This is a genomic window from Afipia sp. OHSU_II-C1 (assembly GCF_000497575.1).
In the GTDB taxonomy this organism is placed as follows: domain Bacteria; phylum Pseudomonadota; class Alphaproteobacteria; order Rhizobiales; family Xanthobacteraceae; genus Afipia.
This window is the reverse complement of record NZ_APJI01000024.1, coordinates 1-14,094: the sequence shown is the minus strand read 5'-3', so window position 1 is coordinate 14,094 and position 14,094 is coordinate 1. Positions and strand designations below refer to the sequence as shown.

Sequence of the window (14,094 nt, the reverse complement as noted above, 5' to 3'; positions counted from 1 at the left end):
AGTTCTCCTTTGGGGTTGGCGGTGGTCGGGTCAGAACTTGCGGCGGCGGGCGAGGGCCTGACGCAGCAGGGTGAACGGGCAGAGCGTCTTCAGCGCCCGGTCTTCGGCGGCCTGCACATGGGCGAACACGAAGACGCCGGTGTTGTGCAGAAGCGGCTCGGGCATGTTGAGCGACTGCGCGAGCAGGCGCTTTGCGAGCTTGGCGATCCAGCCCAGCGGGCTTGTCGCGATGATGGAAGTGTCGAACCCTGCGGTCCGGCTGGTCTTCGCCGATGGCGGCTGCTGAGTGGCGGGCTGTGGTGGTGATGTCGTTCGCGTGGTCATCGGTCATCTCCTGTGATGCGGAAGATGATCCTGCGGCGGGACCAAATCGATTACCTTGCAGGTAATGGAACGCGTGAATTCTGCATGGTAGGTTTCCGGCATGATGAACGCACCATCTTCGGCGCGCCGCGCCGTCAAATCGCCCGCCAAGTCTTTAGTGAAGACCCGGCCCAATCATTTCGGTGAGCACCTGCGCGAATGGCGGCAGCGCCGCCATCTCAGCCAGCTCGATCTTGCGGGCCATGCCGAGATTTCTGCGCGGCATCTGAGTTTTGTCGAGACCGGCCGCGCCGCGCCGTCCCGCGACATGGTGCTCCGCCTTGCCGAGCGTCTCGACGTGCCGCTGCGCGAGCGCAACGTGCTTCTGGTCGCAGCGGGCTTCGCGCCGGCGTTTCCCACGCGCTCGCTGGATGATCCCGCACTCGCGGCCGCGCGTCAGGCGATGGAGCTTGTGCTGAAGGCGCACGAGCCGTATCCGGCGCTGGCCGTCGACCGGCACTGGAATCTGGTGTCGGCCAACGCGATGATCGCGCCGTTCCTCGCGGGTGTTGCGCCGTCGCTGCTGAAGCCGCCGCTCAATGTGATGCGCCTGAGTTTCCATCCGCAGGGTCTCGCACCACTCACGGTCAATCTTGCGGAATGGTGCGGGCATCTGCTGGAGCGGCTGCATCGCCAGTGCGAGGCCACTGCCGATCCGGTGCTGATTGCGCTCTATGACGAACTGAAAACCTATCCGATCCCCGCGCGGGGCGGGGCGCGCACGAACCTCGCCGATTCCGTGGCGATCCCTTTCCAGATGCGGTTCGGCGATGAAGTGCTGAGCTTCATCTCAACCACGATGATCTTCGGCACGCCGGTGGACGTCACGCTGTCGGAACTGGCGCTGGAGACTTTCTTTCCGGCGGACGAGAAAACCGCTGCATTCATGAGGGCAATGCAGCCGCGGTGATTGCAGGTCCTGTCGTTCATCGCCTACAAGCGGGAAACCGCCTGGACCGATGGACATCATGATCATTCCCGCTGCCGCCGTTGAAACCTACATTCTCGCCAAGGACGGCAACCGGCCGTTCCTGATGACGCGCGCCTTCGCGGCGAATGCAGAGCTTGAAATGGTGGTGAAGACCGACGCCATCTCGTTTCCGAGCACGGCAAGGGGCGTCAGCGAAATCGCGGATGTTCTCGTGCGGCGCTTCGGCGTCGACTACGAAAACGTCTATACCGTTTGCCTCTCGCGCCCGTCGGATGCCGATCCATGTCATTTCGCGTGCCGCTGGCTGGTGGGGATGTCCACCAAGAGCGACGGTCAGGTCCGGGTCGGCTGCGGACGCTACGACTGGACCTTCGGTTCGGACGGTCTGGTCGAAAAGCTCGTCATCACGATCGATATCATGAATCTGTTTCCCGCCGCCGAACTGACGGCGACAATGGCCTGGCTGTCCCGCCTGCCATATCCCTGGTGCACGCCCGGCGACGTTCTCGAAGGCATGCCGAAGGCTGCCGGATTCGCCGCGATCGAAGCCTATGTGAAGCAGGCTCAACTCGCGCGATAAAAGCGTCCCGCTGTTTACAGCGCGCAGCGCGGTTCGCATAATCGGTGCATGACAACACGCGCATTGACCGCTTCGCACTCTCATCCTGTTGGCGATCTCCTGCGCGGCTGGCGCACCCGCCGGGCCATGAGCCAGGCCGATCTCGCCTTTGAGGCTGGAATCTCGATCCGTCATCTGAGCTACGTCGAAACCGGCAAGGCGGCGGCGAGCCGCGATGCACTGATGCAATTGTCGGCGGCGCTCGGTCTGTCGCTGCGCGACCGCAATGCGCTGCTGGAGGCGGGCGGCTATGCGCGCCAGTATGGCGAGCGCGATCTGTCGGCGCCGGAAGTCGCCGACGCAAAACGCGCCATCGACCTGCTGCTGCAGCGTCATGAACCATTCCCCGCCATCGTCACCGACCGGCAATGGAATGTGGTGCAGGCCAACCGCGCCGCGCAGCGGCTAATGGGACTTCTGCTCGGGCCTGAGCGGATGAAACGCCCGCTCAATCACATGCGGATGTTTCTCGCGCCCGATGAACTGCGCCCGTTCGTCGAGAACTGGCCTAATGTCGCCGCGGCGCTGCTGGCACGGGCGAGGCATGAGGCGATGGCCGCGCCGCTCGATCAGGCGTTGCAGGCGACATGGCGCGATCTGTTGAAGCTGCCGGATATTGCCGCGCCGAATTTCAACGAGGGTGAAGCGCCGGGGCCGCTGTGCGAGGTGCGCCTGCGCTCGGGAGACACATGCATCGGCCTGATCGGCGCGGTGCTGACGCTCGGCACGCCGCAGGATGTGACGTTGCAGGAACTGCGCGTCGAGATGTTCATGCCCGCGGATGCGGAGTCCGAAGCGGCGCTGAATGCCTTTGCCGCTCAGGATGCCTGAGCTTCTTTGATTATCGCGTTTTCTTCACGCGAACCGGCGCCCACTTCGCCTGAAAACGCTTCTTGCGAGGCTTCGCGCCTCTCAAACGTCATCGCCTGCATCACTTCGGCGAATGGTCCTTGCCGGTCGCTGAGCGTCGCCATCGTCAGTCCTGCGCCATTGGCCCCGACCTGCGTGCGCGAGCGGATCAGGATCCATTCGTCTTCCGGCGCGCGGAAGAAATACAGGCTGATCTCGGGATTGACGAAGGTCCATTCGCGCATGTCGACGATCTGCGCAACGCCGCTGGAGAAATCCGCGGCCTGAACAGCCTGAAGCAGCGGCGTGTTGGTTTCCCCCTGCACCAGCGGCACATCGAGCCGCATCCACGCTGCGGCCGGGCCGGGCTTTTCCAGCGCGCCTTCGATCAGCCGCACCGAGACGTTCTGGAAATAGCGGCTCCATTTCTGTGCGAACGCCGGGGGCGGCGAGCCGGTTTCCGGCGCGGCGTCTTTCGCGGTTGCCTTTGCGAACGGATCGCTTGGGGACTCGTTGCCCTGTGCGGTCAGCAGCGCGGTGCAGCGGCCGATTTCGATGTCGCCGTCCATCAGGCGTACCTGCATCGTCTTGGCCTTGCGGCCATCGCGGAGCAGTTCGGACTCGACGCTGAAGGCGCGCAGCCCTGCAGGGCGCCACAGATCGAAGGTGAGGCGGCGCACCGCGAAATTCGAGGCCGTCGCCAGCCGCTCGACCTCGCGCGTCATGAGTGCGGTGGTGGCGCTGCCCTGAAGCATGTCCGGCGACCATGGTCCGCCGGCCTGTTCGGTGGCGCGAAACGAATGGCCTTCGGGGACGAAAATGGCGGTCATGGCGGGCTCCTCGATCGGTGTTCAGATCGTCCTAGGAGCGGGGGTGGCGATGCACAATAACCCCGGAGGTTATGTCGTGACCCACAGGGAGCATTGCCGCCACGGACCTTGCCTCAAGGTTTCATCGGCTTATCTTCCGGTCACAATATGCCGAGGAACAGCATCATGAGCGATTTGAAGCCGTTGAAGATCGATATCGTGTCCGACGTGGTGTGCCCATGGTGCTACATCGGCAAGAAACGCATCGAAGACGCGCTGGCGCTGGTGCCGGATGTTCCGGTCGAGGTGAACTGGCGGCCGTTCTTCCTCAATCCATGGGTGCCGCGCGAAGGCATCTCACGGGACGAATATCTCACCGCGAAGTTCGGCTCGCCTGAAGCCTACAAGGGCATTGCGGGGCGCGTGGTCGCGGCGGCTGCGGAAGAGGGGCTGGAATACAATTCTGACCGCGTGAAGCGCCAGCCCAACACCATCGATTCCCATCGTCTGATCCACTGGGCTGCGGCGGAGGGCAAGGCCGCGCAAATGAAGCAGCGCCTGATGGAGTTGTACTTCCGCGACGGCGGTGATCTCACAGATACCGATGTGCTAGTGCAGGCGGCGGCGGACGTCGGGCTGGACGCAGACAGCGTGCGCAAGCGCCTTGCCACCGACGAGGACGTGGACCGCATTTCGGGGCAGGCGCAGGAGGCGTCCGAGAAAGGCATTTCCGGCGTCCCGACCTTCGTGTTCGCGCAGAAGTACGCGGTCTCCGGCGCGCAGCCTGCGGATCAGCTCGCCCGTGCGATCCGTCAGGTCTCGGCGGAGATCAACCAGGCGGCGTGAACGGTTCCGGCAATGCCATCATTCCGGGATGCGCCCCTTGGGCGCAGGCCCGGAATCCATTCTTGCATCTGAGGTGATGGATTCCGGGTTCGCTTGCTTCGCTCGCGCCCCGGAATGACAGGGAAGAGCTGTTACGCCGCCGCCGCAACCGGCGTCGGCAGCTTCGCCGGCAGACATGCCACCGCAACGAAGATGACAGCCGCCGCGCTGGCCATCACGCGGAACAGCGTGTCGAAGCCGTAGTTGCCGTAGACGAATGAAATCATCGGCAGCGCCAGCGCGAGAACGGTGAAGCTGACGACGTAGCGCACGCCGTAGATCCGGGCGCGGGCTTCGCCGCTCGCCATCTTGCCGATCATGAAATCGTTGATCGGAATCTGGCCGAACGCACCGAGCATGAAGCCGAATGCCGCCGCCAGCGCCCAGCCCTCATGGAGGCCGGGCATCACCGCGAAGAACACGATCTGGATCGCGGCCACGACCATGAAAACCGTGCGCGGGCCGTATTTGTCGAGCAGACTGCCGACCACAAGCTGCGCCATCGATGCCACGGCGAACACGACGAAGGCAAACGCGCCGACCATGGTGGCGATGTCGCCCTTTGCCGCCGCCACGCCGCTCGCCGACAGCCATTGCGTGAGATCGGTGGCGATGCCTTGCAGCCGTTCGTCGAAGATCTTCGGCAGCGCAAAGGTTGTCGATTGAAACACCAGGCTGGAGACGGCGGTGGTGAGGAACACGATCGCGGAGATGCGCAGCAGCAGCGCCTTCATGCCGGCGGGCTGGACGGGCGCGGCAGCAACTGCTGCCGGAGTCTTCTGATGCGCGGTGGACATCTCGCTCCATTGATGAGCGGCGTAAAGCACGCCCACGATGATGGAGAAGATGCCCGGCACCACGAAGGCTACGCGCCAGCCGCCGTGATCGATGAAGTAGCCGGTGATCAATGCGGCGCTGGCGACGCCGAGATTGCCCCAGACGCCATTCACGGCGAGGCGCATGCCGGTGTTTTTCCATTTCTGCGTGACGATGGCGAGCCCGACCGGATGATAGATTGCGGCGAACACGCCGACGATGAACAGGCCGATGCCGACCTGAAGCGGCGTCTGCGCAAACGCGGTGCCGATCGACGAAATGCCGATGCCGATGAAGAACACCGCGATCATGCCTTCGCGGCTCCACTTGTCCGCGAGCCAGCCGGCGGGCAGCGAGAACAGGCCGAACGCGAAGAAGCCCGGCGTCGCATATTTCAGGAGTTCGCTGTAGCTGAGGCCCCATTCGCGCGAGAGCGCGAGCGCCGCCACCGTTGCGAAGATCAGCGTGAACAGATGGTCCAGATAGTGGCCGATGTTCAGGAACAGGAAATGGATGCGGTCGCGCGTCATGGGAGCCTCGAACAGAATCTCTGCGAAAAAGTACCCTTGGCAGGATGGCGCGGTCATGCCAATTTTCGTCGAGAATCTGCCATCGGGACTTTGACCGGCCATGACACCGCGCGTGCGCAGCCGCAGCACTGACGCCAACGACTATCAGTTCGTGCCGCGCCCCTTGGCTGCGATGTCGAAGAGCTTCGATGACGGCTTCGAGATCGAGCCGCATCATCATGCGCGCGACCAGCTCGTTTATGCGGTGACGGGCGTGATGCGGGTGCGCACGGCTGACGAGGCGTGGATCGTGCCGCCGGATCGCGCGGTGTATCTGCCGGCCCGGACGGTGCACGCGATCAGCATTCGCGGGCATGTGGAAATGCGCACGCTCTACATCGTGCGCGATGCCCATGACGATCTTCCGGCCGCGCCGACAGTGCTGGAAGTCTCGCCGCTGCTGCGTGAACTGGTGCTGGCGCTGATCGAGGAGCCGGTGGTCTATGACGAGCAGGGGCGCGGCGGCGCGGTGGCGCTGCTGATCCTGAGCGAGATTGCCAAGGCGAAACGGCTCTCGCTGGTGATCCCGATGCCGCGCGATCCGCGCCTGCTGCGGGTTTGCAACGCGCTGCTGGCCGATCCGGCAAGCCGCCTCACCCTGGACAGTTGGGTCGATACCGCAGGCGCGTCGACGCGGACGCTGGCGCGGCTGTTCGAGGCTGAACTGGGTTTGAGCTTCGCCGCCTGGCGGCAGCGCGTGCGCTTTCACAACGCGCTTGAGGCTATCGTGAGCGGCGAGCCGATCTCGCGCGTTGCAGAGCGCAACGGCTATCGCAGTTCGAGCGCGTTTGCGGCGGCGTTCCGCAAGGCCATGGGCCAGCCGCCGAGTTCGCTGAGGGGAGACGGAGTGGCGTGAGCGATGAGCTTACGCCTTCTTCAGATAGTAGTTCGCGTTCTTGCCGAGCGCGACGCGGCGGATGATGCGGCGCATGGTTTCCGAGGCGCGCAGCGGCTCGATGATCGCGGCGGCTGTGCGGTAAAGGCCGAGCTTCACGCTGTCGAGCGCCGGGTTCTTGCCGGGCGCCGCCTGCGGCAGGCCGAGGCCGCGCAGCATCGAGTTGAAACGGTGCAGATCGTTCAGCCGTCGCACCTCTTCGGTCTTCCAGGTGATTGCCATCGAGATCGAATGCGATCCCTTGGTCTTGACCCAGTGCGGCCACTGATAGGGAATGTAGCAGCCATCGCCGGCGTCGAGATTGAATTCGATGCCGCGCGGGCGGAAGCTCTCATGGAACGGAACGTTGCGGTGCTTGACGGTGGAATGCTCGACCTGCGCATCGTCGGCGATCTTGCCGTCGCGGTTGTCATAGACCGCGAAAATCTTCTCGCCGTAGATCTGCACGAAGAAGTTGTCCTCAGCGTCCATGTGGAACGGCGTCGTCGAGTTCGGCGATGACACGAACAGGAAGCCTTCGATCTGCGAGAAGCCCGCATCCTCGATGCTCTTGAAGCCGCGTGCGCGGGCGACCGACGTCAGCGCGTCCTCAAGCAACTGACGGTACTCCGGTGATTTCTCGACGCGCTTGAGCACCATCCATGCACCGGCGGTCTGGATGCGGTTGACGACTTCAACCGGATCGAGATCGACACTCTTCACCTTGTCCGGGTCCTGACTGACGGAAGCGTCGCCGGAATTGTACTCGATCAGGTCGCGCGGCATCTCGGCAGCAAGCTGCGCGATGCGGGGCAGCGTCAGCAGTGGATGGCCCGAGAGCTTGTGACGGATCGCGAACGGCTTCAGCGGAAAATCCCGCTTCAGCGATTCATTGTCGGCAGTAATGACCGGCGAAATGCTTGAGGCGACGTTCATGAGCGTGTCTCCCGAAATTTTCTGATGAAATGAACAATGCGGCGCGCAGGCTCGCGAACGAGCGTGCGCAAGGCCAGGCCGAGCCGGATGGCGGGCACGAATGGGTCGCGGCGGTTGAGCGGGATCAACACGTCGCCGATGGCGAGGCGTCCGCGCCAGATCGGGTCTATCATGGGATGGCCCGGGATCGCGGTGGAGTCGACCATCGCAATCGTGTCGTCGGCGCACATATGGCGCGTCAGTTCGAGCGTCAGCTGCACGCCCGGGGAGTACTTGGCGAAGTTCTCGTCGACACCGAGCTTGAAGTAGAACGCGCGGTCGAGATGCCGCAGCACGATGGCGGACGCGACCGGCGTCTCGCCGGCATGCAACGTCACGATCTCGCAGTTGCCGCGCGCGGCGGCGTCATAGACCGCGCGGCGGACGAATGCAGCGTCGCCTTCGTGCTGGGCCAGCGCCGTGCCGCGCCTGGCCTTCCAGCCGCTGGCTTCGAGGGCGAGAAAAATTCCGAGGTCGCGTTTGATCTCGCTCGGCGTCGTGGCGATGGTGAAGATGACCTCGCCATGCTCGGAGAGCCGGTTGCGCTGGCGGCGGAGTTCCTTGAGCTTCTTGGGGCCGAGCGCGTCGCGGAGCATATCGTCGGCGTTGCGCGTGGCATCGAGGCTGGCGCGTGCGTGACTTTGCAGGATACGCGGCTTCAGTCCCTCGCTGGCAAGGGCGCGGGTGAATGCCATCATCGCGGCGCCGTCGAGCGTGATATCGCGCAGGATCAGCGCATGGGCGCCGGCATTGCGTGCCTGCTGCATCAGGCTTGCCGCGGCCTCATCCGCCCGATCGCGGTCGAGCAGCGGCGTCGCCAGCGTTCCGTATGGATCAGCGCTTACAAGCGCGGGCAAGGGAAGGTTATAGGCGCGCCAGGCGGAGATCACCGGCAGCAGACCGATCAGACACGGCGTGTCATGGACAGCGACGGCATCAGCGGCGAGGGCGCTGACACTGGTGCGCGCCTGCGCGGAGGCATTCACCGCCAGTTCCCATTCGGGCAGGTAGTAGCCGTTGGGCTCGATGGCGTTCTCGCTCAGACGCCGCCAGAGCTCCGCAGAAATCGTATCGAGCAGCGCGAGCGTCGTTTCGGCGGAGCTGTTGCTCTCGTCCGCTTGCTCACGGACAAAGCCCACCGCGCGGCGCGCGGCAGCGGCTTGTGCTGCATTGGCAATCTCAACCACCGTCCCAATCCCTGTTCACGCGTTTTTTTGAGCGCGCAGCTTTTTCGTGCGTCGCGCCGTTTTGTTGTGCGTCCCAGGGCAGACGTTATGGGCGAAACATCAAAATCGGATGTGGGGTTCGGGTTAAATGCGTGGTGCTTTTTTCATCGTCCGTTAACGATGACGCGTCGCGCAGCCGATGGCGTGACAGCGCCTGCCGGTATCATCCGGTTGGAAATGATCCGTACGCTTAAGGAAGTTTAAGCAATTGCGCGTAATGTCAAACTATTATGACACTACCGGCGCAGGATTTTCATAGCGGCGCCGTTTAAGACGACAGTTTTTGCAACCGAAATTCTGGAAATACATTTTCACAAGCAACCTCTGAAGGAGGTCGCAATGAGCAAGGAACTTCGTAAGAGCCAGCGCATCGATTTCGAGCGTGGCTTCGATGTTCAGATCATGGGAATTGACGGCACCTGGCGCCGCCCGTGCAAGATGCTTGACGTTTCAGAAGGCGGCGCGCTGCTGAAGGTCGAAGGCTCCGTCGGCAATCTCGATCTGAAGGAATTCTTCCTGCTGCTGTCCTCGACAGGACTCGCCTACAGGCGATGCAAGATGGTGCGCGTCAACGGCGACCAGATCGGCGTGATCTTCCTGAAACCCGACGTCACCAAGAAAAAGACTGCATCTCCGGCAGCAAGACGGGCGCCGGTGGAAGGAATGGCCTGACCGTTATCTGCAAACCATTTTACGGATGTGTCTCATGCCTCAAGAGCGCCGTTTCAACCGCGTCAAGCCGTCGGGAAATCTCTCCCGGTCGGCCAAGATCATTGTCGATCCGAAGTCTCCGGTGATCGGCTGCAACGTCGTGGACTACTCGGCGGGCGGAGCCTGTCTCGAGGTGACGCCCGGCAAGCCGCTGCCGCAAAGATTTGAGCTGCTCTATGCCGGCTCAAAAAAGAAGTGCCGCGTCGTGTGGGCGAAGGGGCCGCGTCTCGGGGTTTCGTTCTAGCTGTCTTTCAATTCTGGGGCGGGCTGTCGAACGCGATGCCGACGCGCTGACCGTTGTTCCAGACCATGCGGCAGCGGGCGATAAAATCATCCGCCTTGATGGCAAGATTGAATCGCGGCGGGATCATCGCAGCATTGGCGACGTCCAGCGCCGCGCCGCGCGTCGATATGTTGCGCACGGTGCAGTCGACGCCAGCGCCATTGAACGTGATGACGCCGCCCTTGAAGACGCGGCGGCGCGTTTCCGACCGCCTTTCCGCCAGTGGTACTTCTGTCATGGCTACCTGCCTCTGGATCACGGCCGCAGACTAAATTGCGGCCGGTTGCCAGCCCTTAAACCGGTGCCTCTCGCAGGCCGTACCCGCATTCAGGATTGATTCACGACGTTGGCAGCGGGGGCCCCCGGGGCTGCCAGGGCTGGTCCGCCGGCGAATTCAGGGGCTTGCCCTGCGATTGCCCCGTCTTGGCCATCGTTTGCCGGTGGAGTAGAACGGTGCTGCCGCCGGTCCGGTGGCGATCAACCTCAAGAATTGGACTGCTCCGGGAGAGTTTTGATGCGGGTGTTTCGGGTGGCGATACTGATTGCCCTGGCCATGGGCCCGGTTTCCATGCCGGCGTTCGCCCAGTTGATGCCCGGCTTCAAGCTGAACGAGGGCAAGGAGCTCTCCGAGGAGGAAAAGGCGCGGAACAAGGCCAATGAGGAGGCGGCCAAGGCTGCGCGCTCCAAGATCCCCGACGCCAAGGCGAACAGCGATCCATGGGCCTCGGTCCGCAGCGAGCCCGCAGCCAAGCCCGCCGCGAAAGCGAAATCCACCGCGAAGTGATCGTCCGCCGCGAGGCTGGCTACTTCGGGTTTTTCTGGTCGGCTGAAAGCCAGTTGCTGAGGTTGACCGCCACGTCGAGCTGACGGGCTTTCTTCAAGAGGTCATCACGCTTCTGGCAGGGCGGCATCGCGCTTGCCTGGTTTCGCGTGTCGTCCGCGATCTTTTGCCACTTTTCTTCGATCGAAATTGAGTTGGTCCGGGCCATGGATGGCGCTCTCCTGTTCGTCAGGGGTGAACCAGGGCAGCAGCCTAATCGAAGCAGCCGCCGGTTTCCGTAAACCGGTTCAACCGGCGGTTGGTCGAAACGATCCCTCGGGGAGGATGGCCGGCCGGGACATATTTTTGCATCGCGGTGGAACGAAAGGCGCGCCTCATTTGTCTTGCTGAGATATGTCGAGTGGGGGACACATGTTTAGCCCGATCCGGCTTATCCAGGGATGGCTATGGCCCGTGGCGGAAGAGGCTCCGTCCCCGGCGCAGGATTCGACCAGCATGGCGGATCTGGTCCGGCTGCTTGAAACGAGCCCGGACCCGTCCGCTCCGGCGAACCCGCCGGGGGCAGACACAGCCGACGGCCGAGGCGCCTGACATGGTCTGCTCCCCAGGAAAAAGCCGCCCGGTGAGGCGGCCCTTTCCGTGCTTGCTTACTGCTTCGGCATATCCATGCCTTTGTGCGGATCGTCGGCTTTCATGCCGTCCATCCCATGTTCTTGCAGCAGCCGCACATCCCCATACCCATCTGCTTTGTGGACATGGCGGGCTTGTCGGCCATGGGGTCGCCGTCGGCGGAGGATTTCCCGCACATGCCGCCTTGAGCAGGTGAGCTTTGAGCCTGCTGGCCGGAGCCGCCGCACCTTGCAGCGGCGGGCGACAGCCCACTTCTTGTAAGCCGCACCAACCGGGGCCCGGGTTACTTCCCTTCGGGCGGCCGCACGGCGTGCAGAAGCTTGTCCAGCTTCGGCGACGTGAGCGGATCGTTGTCGCACACCTCGCACACGTACTGCTTGTGCCTGTTCTTGAAAACCAGCGTCATCCGTTGCCCGCACACGGGACAAACTGAAGGATCAGACGAGGTCATGGGTCGCTCCGCGTGGACGAGGCGGGGAGCACAACACTCTCAGTCACCGGTGATGCCACGGTCGGACGGTGATCTCACAAGCTTAGCGGGTTCCGATTTTCGCTGCATCAGAAATTGCTGCGATAGGATCAGAACATGTCTACTCCCTTCGAGTGAGGCAGCCGGCCAGATACATCTCGCAAAGAAGCGCGAATATTGGAGAGGATTTTAACAAAGAGGCGATCTCAAGCGGCCGCACGCTTTCAAAGCCCCGCAACCGGTCTAGTGAATGGGCCCGGCTTTCTGTTCAGCGAGCTTGAGCTCATCGGCACGCTCACGGCGTTCCCTGGCCAGGAATTCTCTCTCGCGTTTTTCAAACGCCTCAAGCTCTTTCTGAACCACCTGCATGAACTGGTCGTGGGCCGATTTCGCGATCTGGGTAGGGCTCATCGTCGCCACTCCTGTCAAGAAACTGTCACAGGAGAAGTCATAGCCGTGGCAAAAGTTCGGCGCCATTCATCACTTCGGGTTACAGCCCGCTGATGCCTCGCAAAAACACGTGAGAAGTGATGCGGAGTTTTCGGCCGCGCGGCTGCGCATTGTGAACTGTGACCGCGCTCACATACGCAGCCATCGATTCATGATCTGAAGAATTCGGCTCTTCGAGCCATTCCGAACCCCGGCGGCGCTCATACCGCTGTGGTGCCCTTATCGGGCGTTTCCTCCCTGGACTTAGCCGCCGCTTCCTTGACGGGAGGCGGCGGTTTTTTCGGCGAGGGATCGTTACAGCCGGCCGCGTCTGCGCCACATCCGGACGATCGTCAGGACCGGCAGCGGCCAGAGCAGCACCCTGATCCAGTGCAGCGTTCCGTATCGTGCGATGTTGCTCATGGCCGCATCATAAATCAGATACTGGCGCTGCTCCATCAGTGCTGTGGTAGGCTCGGCGCGACAGCGGGAGGCGCAGTGCTCATCAAGGGACCAGTTCCGGCTCCGATTACTTTGGCGACGATTGCCGGGGCGTTTCCGGTTTTCCGCGCGCTGTTCAGCGGCGGCAACATCGCGCTGGGAGCGGCGGTGGGGTTGGTCGGCGCCGTCATTGCCTATGTCGTCGGGGCCTATTTGCTGCGGAAAATGGGTCTGCCCGTTACGGCGAGCCTGGCGGACGTATCTGCAGCCCGGAAAAACGAAAAAGCAGACAAGCAGTAAGCCAGCAAGCAGAGACCGCGCTGCAATCAAAGGAAGCCCGCGCCGGGAAAGCGGGGGACAAAACCCGACGCGGGATGAAGGGAGGATTTTCGATCGTCCTGTGTACGATTAAACAACCCCGAATGGCCGAATCCGTTCCCCTCAAACACCGGCCGCTGCAAAATCTCCGTGCAGGAGCATCAGGGAGCGAAAAGGCAAAGCAGATGGAATGTGTTAAGTGTGGCCGCCGGTGACAGCTGTTTGGATTCACTGGCTGGAAATACACGCCGTTCAAGACGTCTTACGATATGAACACTCCTGTCCAGCGCGCGGGCCTGAGCTACCGCTTCCAGTAACGGCGGTCGCCCTAAGTCAGGCTGTGCAAATAAAGAGGCCGCCGTTGGGGCGGCCTTACTTTTTATCGTTCAACCGCGCGTTTGATGGCGCTGTCGTTCGTAAACGACGCACATCACACCGTTCACAGCAAAAACACCGAAGAAAACGACGGCCGCATATTCGGCTCGCACCTGCAACAGCGCCATGGCGACGAGAATGGCGAAGGCCCATGCAGCGTTGATCATGACGCGCTTCAGCAGCGCGCCGCGGGTCGGAACGGCTGCGAGCCAGTCGCTCAGGAAGTACCACAGACTCATGCGGACCTCATGTGTGGGGCGTAGGCGGTTTCTGTAGTCTGGCTGGACCGAGGGGCGCTTAGCAGCGCACCCCGCCAAGCCGAAACAGGCCTTTCAAATCAAGTTGGGCCACTATGGGTTAACCAGATGAAGGTCCTAGACTTCCAGGAATTTAAGTGGCCGCCCACTGAGGCGGCCTTAGGGCCCGACGTGTGGAAGGCTGAACAGCGCGTCGATGATGCGCGTAAGTGTATCGCTCCGGTAGATTGCATAGACCGTAAGGGCGGCGGCAATGAGCGCGGGGATCCAACCAAGCGCTAGACCCCAACCGTCATAGCGAGCGATGAGCACACCATAAATAACAACAAACACGATCAGGGCTGCGAAGAGACCTATGTTCACGCGATGGTCGAGTTCGTCTTTCATGCTCGAAATCTAAATAGGCCACCCCTAAAATCAAATTGAGCCACTAGGGGATAAAACAGGCCAGTACCTGACCTGCACCCCTGAAACGCCCCCGATT

General features: G+C 62.4%; 21 protein-coding genes. 9 read left to right on the top strand and 12 right to left on the bottom strand.

The annotated features are described in order from the left end of the window. Positions 1 to 30: 30 nt before the first annotated feature. Complete coding sequence (locus tag I554_RS0123445; RefSeq protein WP_024577080.1) at positions 31 to 324, bottom strand: hypothetical protein; 294 nt, start codon at positions 322 to 324, stop codon at positions 31 to 33. Between the two features lie 103 nt (positions 325 to 427). On the opposite strand from I554_RS0123445, the gene I554_RS0123440 reads away from it, so the two are divergent. From I554_RS0123440 to I554_RS0123430, 3 genes are all read left to right on the top strand, one after another. After that, positions 428 to 1,273: a helix-turn-helix transcriptional regulator gene (locus I554_RS0123440; protein ID WP_024577081.1), complete on the top strand. Its 846-nt coding sequence runs from the start codon at positions 428 to 430 to the stop codon at positions 1,271 to 1,273. Between the two features lie 49 nt (positions 1,274 to 1,322). Next, on the top strand, positions 1,323 to 1,874 hold the full coding sequence (locus tag I554_RS0123435) for a hypothetical protein (RefSeq protein ID WP_244432840.1): 552 nt from the start codon (positions 1,323 to 1,325) through the stop codon (positions 1,872 to 1,874). 63 nt (positions 1,875 to 1,937) lie between these two features. Next, on the top strand, positions 1,938 to 2,744 hold the full coding sequence (locus I554_RS0123430; RefSeq protein ID WP_244432839.1) for a helix-turn-helix transcriptional regulator: 807 nt from the start codon (positions 1,938 to 1,940) through the stop codon (positions 2,742 to 2,744). Here the strand turns inward: I554_RS0123430 and I554_RS0123425 are convergent. After that, the gene (locus tag I554_RS0123425; protein ID WP_024577084.1) at positions 2,732 to 3,592 is read right to left on the bottom strand and encodes a thioesterase family protein; all 861 of its coding nucleotides are present in this window, start codon (positions 3,590 to 3,592) and stop codon (positions 2,732 to 2,734) included. The two genes, I554_RS0123430 and I554_RS0123425, sit on opposite strands and share 13 nt — an antisense overlap. A gap of 165 nt (positions 3,593 to 3,757) precedes the next feature. Here I554_RS0123425 and I554_RS0123420 point away from each other — a divergent pair, with 165 nt between their 5' ends. Then, positions 3,758 to 4,417, top strand: a complete 660-nt coding sequence (locus I554_RS0123420) for a DsbA family oxidoreductase (RefSeq protein WP_024577085.1) — start codon at positions 3,758 to 3,760, stop codon at positions 4,415 to 4,417. A gap of 131 nt (positions 4,418 to 4,548) precedes the next feature. On the opposite strand, the gene I554_RS0123415 is transcribed toward I554_RS0123420, so the two are convergent. Next, positions 4,549 to 5,859 carry an MFS transporter gene (locus I554_RS0123415; protein WP_244432838.1) on the bottom strand — a complete coding sequence of 437 codons (1,311 nt, stop codon included), beginning with the start codon at positions 5,857 to 5,859 and terminating at the stop codon, positions 4,549 to 4,551. 43 nt (positions 5,860 to 5,902) lie between these two features. Here I554_RS0123415 and I554_RS0123410 point away from each other — a divergent pair, with 43 nt between their 5' ends. Then, the gene (locus I554_RS0123410) at positions 5,903 to 6,697 is read left to right on the top strand and encodes a helix-turn-helix transcriptional regulator (protein ID WP_024577087.1); all 795 of its coding nucleotides are present in this window, start codon (positions 5,903 to 5,905) and stop codon (positions 6,695 to 6,697) included. Positions 6,698 to 6,706: 9 nt separating this feature from the next. Here I554_RS0123410 and I554_RS0123405 read toward each other — a convergent pair whose 3' ends face one another. Continuing rightward, a complete protein-coding gene (locus I554_RS0123405) occupies positions 6,707 to 7,651 on the bottom strand; it encodes a cupin-like domain-containing protein (protein WP_024577088.1) in 945 nt (314 codons plus the stop codon). Next, the gene (locus tag I554_RS0123400) at positions 7,648 to 8,877 is read right to left on the bottom strand and encodes a GNAT family N-acetyltransferase (protein ID WP_024577089.1); all 1,230 of its coding nucleotides are present in this window, start codon (positions 8,875 to 8,877) and stop codon (positions 7,648 to 7,650) included. The genes I554_RS0123405 and I554_RS0123400 overlap by 4 nt, the downstream gene beginning before the upstream one ends. Positions 8,878 to 9,255: 378 nt before the next feature. Here I554_RS0123400 and I554_RS0123395 point away from each other — a divergent pair, with 378 nt between their 5' ends. Both I554_RS0123395 and I554_RS0123390 read left to right on the top strand, forming a co-directional pair. Continuing rightward, positions 9,256 to 9,588, top strand: coding sequence for a PilZ domain-containing protein (locus tag I554_RS0123395; RefSeq protein ID WP_024577090.1), 333 nt, complete (start codon positions 9,256 to 9,258; stop codon positions 9,586 to 9,588). A 34-nt stretch (positions 9,589 to 9,622) separates the two neighbouring features. Beyond that, complete coding sequence (locus I554_RS0123390) at positions 9,623 to 9,871, top strand: PilZ domain-containing protein (protein WP_024577091.1); 249 nt, start codon at positions 9,623 to 9,625, stop codon at positions 9,869 to 9,871. A 7-nt stretch (positions 9,872 to 9,878) separates the two neighbouring features. Here the strand turns inward: I554_RS0123390 and I554_RS0123385 are convergent, their stop codons facing one another. Next, entirely contained in the window at positions 9,879 to 10,148 is a 270-nt protein-coding gene (locus I554_RS0123385) for a PilZ domain-containing protein (protein WP_029659844.1), read from the bottom strand. Between the two features lie 276 nt (positions 10,149 to 10,424). Here I554_RS0123385 and I554_RS0123380 point away from each other — a divergent pair, with 276 nt between their 5' ends. After that, the gene (locus I554_RS0123380) at positions 10,425 to 10,694 is read left to right on the top strand and encodes a hypothetical protein (protein WP_024577093.1); all 270 of its coding nucleotides are present in this window, start codon (positions 10,425 to 10,427) and stop codon (positions 10,692 to 10,694) included. 19 nt (positions 10,695 to 10,713) lie between these two features. Here I554_RS0123380 and I554_RS0123375 read toward each other — a convergent pair whose 3' ends face one another. The 4 genes from I554_RS0123375 to I554_RS27415 form a co-directional block, all read right to left on the bottom strand. After that, positions 10,714 to 10,899 (bottom strand): hypothetical protein, encoded by a 186-nt coding sequence (locus tag I554_RS0123375; protein ID WP_024577094.1) that lies wholly within the window; start codon positions 10,897 to 10,899, stop codon positions 10,714 to 10,716. Positions 10,900 to 11,604: 705 nt separating this feature from the next. Further along, positions 11,605 to 11,772 carry a hypothetical protein gene (locus I554_RS27420; protein ID WP_155848263.1) on the bottom strand — a complete coding sequence of 56 codons (168 nt, stop codon included), beginning with the start codon at positions 11,770 to 11,772 and terminating at the stop codon, positions 11,605 to 11,607. Between the two features lie 261 nt (positions 11,773 to 12,033). Then, positions 12,034 to 12,267 carry a hypothetical protein gene (locus I554_RS0123360; protein WP_024577095.1) on the bottom strand — a complete coding sequence of 78 codons (234 nt, stop codon included), beginning with the start codon at positions 12,265 to 12,267 and terminating at the stop codon, positions 12,034 to 12,036. 267 nt (positions 12,268 to 12,534) lie between these two features. Then, the gene (locus I554_RS27415) at positions 12,535 to 12,678 is read right to left on the bottom strand and encodes a hypothetical protein (protein WP_192818015.1); all 144 of its coding nucleotides are present in this window, start codon (positions 12,676 to 12,678) and stop codon (positions 12,535 to 12,537) included. Positions 12,679 to 12,717: 39 nt separating this feature from the next. Between I554_RS27415 and I554_RS0123350 the strand changes: the two genes are divergently transcribed. Further along, positions 12,718 to 12,960, top strand: coding sequence for a hypothetical protein (locus I554_RS0123350; RefSeq protein WP_034473702.1), 243 nt, complete (start codon positions 12,718 to 12,720; stop codon positions 12,958 to 12,960). A 404-nt stretch (positions 12,961 to 13,364) separates the two neighbouring features. Here I554_RS0123350 and I554_RS0123345 read toward each other — a convergent pair whose 3' ends face one another. Then, positions 13,365 to 13,592, bottom strand: a complete 228-nt coding sequence (locus I554_RS0123345; RefSeq protein ID WP_024577097.1) for a hypothetical protein — start codon at positions 13,590 to 13,592, stop codon at positions 13,365 to 13,367. A 177-nt stretch (positions 13,593 to 13,769) separates the two neighbouring features. After that, positions 13,770 to 13,997, bottom strand: a complete 228-nt coding sequence (locus I554_RS0123340; protein ID WP_024577098.1) for a hypothetical protein — start codon at positions 13,995 to 13,997, stop codon at positions 13,770 to 13,772. Positions 13,998 to 14,094: the final 97 nt, after the last annotated feature.

What these genes read in the sequence shown, in the direction of transcription:
- I554_RS0123345 (WP_024577097.1), bottom strand. Translation starts at nt 13,592, where the DNA reads ATGAGTCTGTGGTACTTCCTGAGCGACTGGCTCGCAGCCGTTCCGACC.
- I554_RS0123440 (WP_024577081.1), top strand. Translation starts at nt 428, where the DNA reads ATGAACGCACCATCTTCGGCGCGCCGCGCCGTCAAATCGCCCGCCAAG.
- I554_RS0123375 (WP_024577094.1), bottom strand. Translation starts at nt 10,899, where the DNA reads ATGGCCCGGACCAACTCAATTTCGATCGAAGAAAAGTGGCAAAAGATC.
- I554_RS0123415 (WP_244432838.1), bottom strand. Translation starts at nt 5,859, where the DNA reads ATGACCGCGCCATCCTGCCAAGGGTACTTTTTCGCAGAGATTCTGTTC.
- I554_RS0123410 (WP_024577087.1), top strand. Translation starts at nt 5,903, where the DNA reads ATGACACCGCGCGTGCGCAGCCGCAGCACTGACGCCAACGACTATCAG.
- I554_RS0123395 (WP_024577090.1), top strand. Translation starts at nt 9,256, where the DNA reads ATGAGCAAGGAACTTCGTAAGAGCCAGCGCATCGATTTCGAGCGTGGC.
- I554_RS0123435 (WP_244432840.1), top strand. Translation starts at nt 1,323, where the DNA reads ATGGACATCATGATCATTCCCGCTGCCGCCGTTGAAACCTACATTCTC.
- I554_RS0123380 (WP_024577093.1), top strand. Translation starts at nt 10,425, where the DNA reads ATGCGGGTGTTTCGGGTGGCGATACTGATTGCCCTGGCCATGGGCCCG.
- I554_RS0123420 (WP_024577085.1), top strand. Translation starts at nt 3,758, where the DNA reads ATGAGCGATTTGAAGCCGTTGAAGATCGATATCGTGTCCGACGTGGTG.
- I554_RS0123425 (WP_024577084.1), bottom strand. Translation starts at nt 3,592, where the DNA reads ATGACCGCCATTTTCGTCCCCGAAGGCCATTCGTTTCGCGCCACCGAA.
- I554_RS0123445 (WP_024577080.1), bottom strand. Translation starts at nt 324, where the DNA reads ATGACCACGCGAACGACATCACCACCACAGCCCGCCACTCAGCAGCCG.
- I554_RS0123360 (WP_024577095.1), bottom strand. Translation starts at nt 12,267, where the DNA reads ATGGCGCCGAACTTTTGCCACGGCTATGACTTCTCCTGTGACAGTTTC.
- I554_RS0123405 (WP_024577088.1), bottom strand. Translation starts at nt 7,651, where the DNA reads ATGAACGTCGCCTCAAGCATTTCGCCGGTCATTACTGCCGACAATGAA.
- I554_RS0123340 (WP_024577098.1), bottom strand. Translation starts at nt 13,997, where the DNA reads ATGAAAGACGAACTCGACCATCGCGTGAACATAGGTCTCTTCGCAGCC.
- I554_RS27415 (WP_192818015.1), bottom strand. Translation starts at nt 12,678, where the DNA reads ATGGAGCAGCGCCAGTATCTGATTTATGATGCGGCCATGAGCAACATC.
- I554_RS0123385 (WP_029659844.1), bottom strand. Translation starts at nt 10,148, where the DNA reads ATGACAGAAGTACCACTGGCGGAAAGGCGGTCGGAAACGCGCCGCCGC.
- I554_RS27420 (WP_155848263.1), bottom strand. Translation starts at nt 11,772, where the DNA reads ATGACCTCGTCTGATCCTTCAGTTTGTCCCGTGTGCGGGCAACGGATG.
- I554_RS0123390 (WP_024577091.1), top strand. Translation starts at nt 9,623, where the DNA reads ATGCCTCAAGAGCGCCGTTTCAACCGCGTCAAGCCGTCGGGAAATCTC.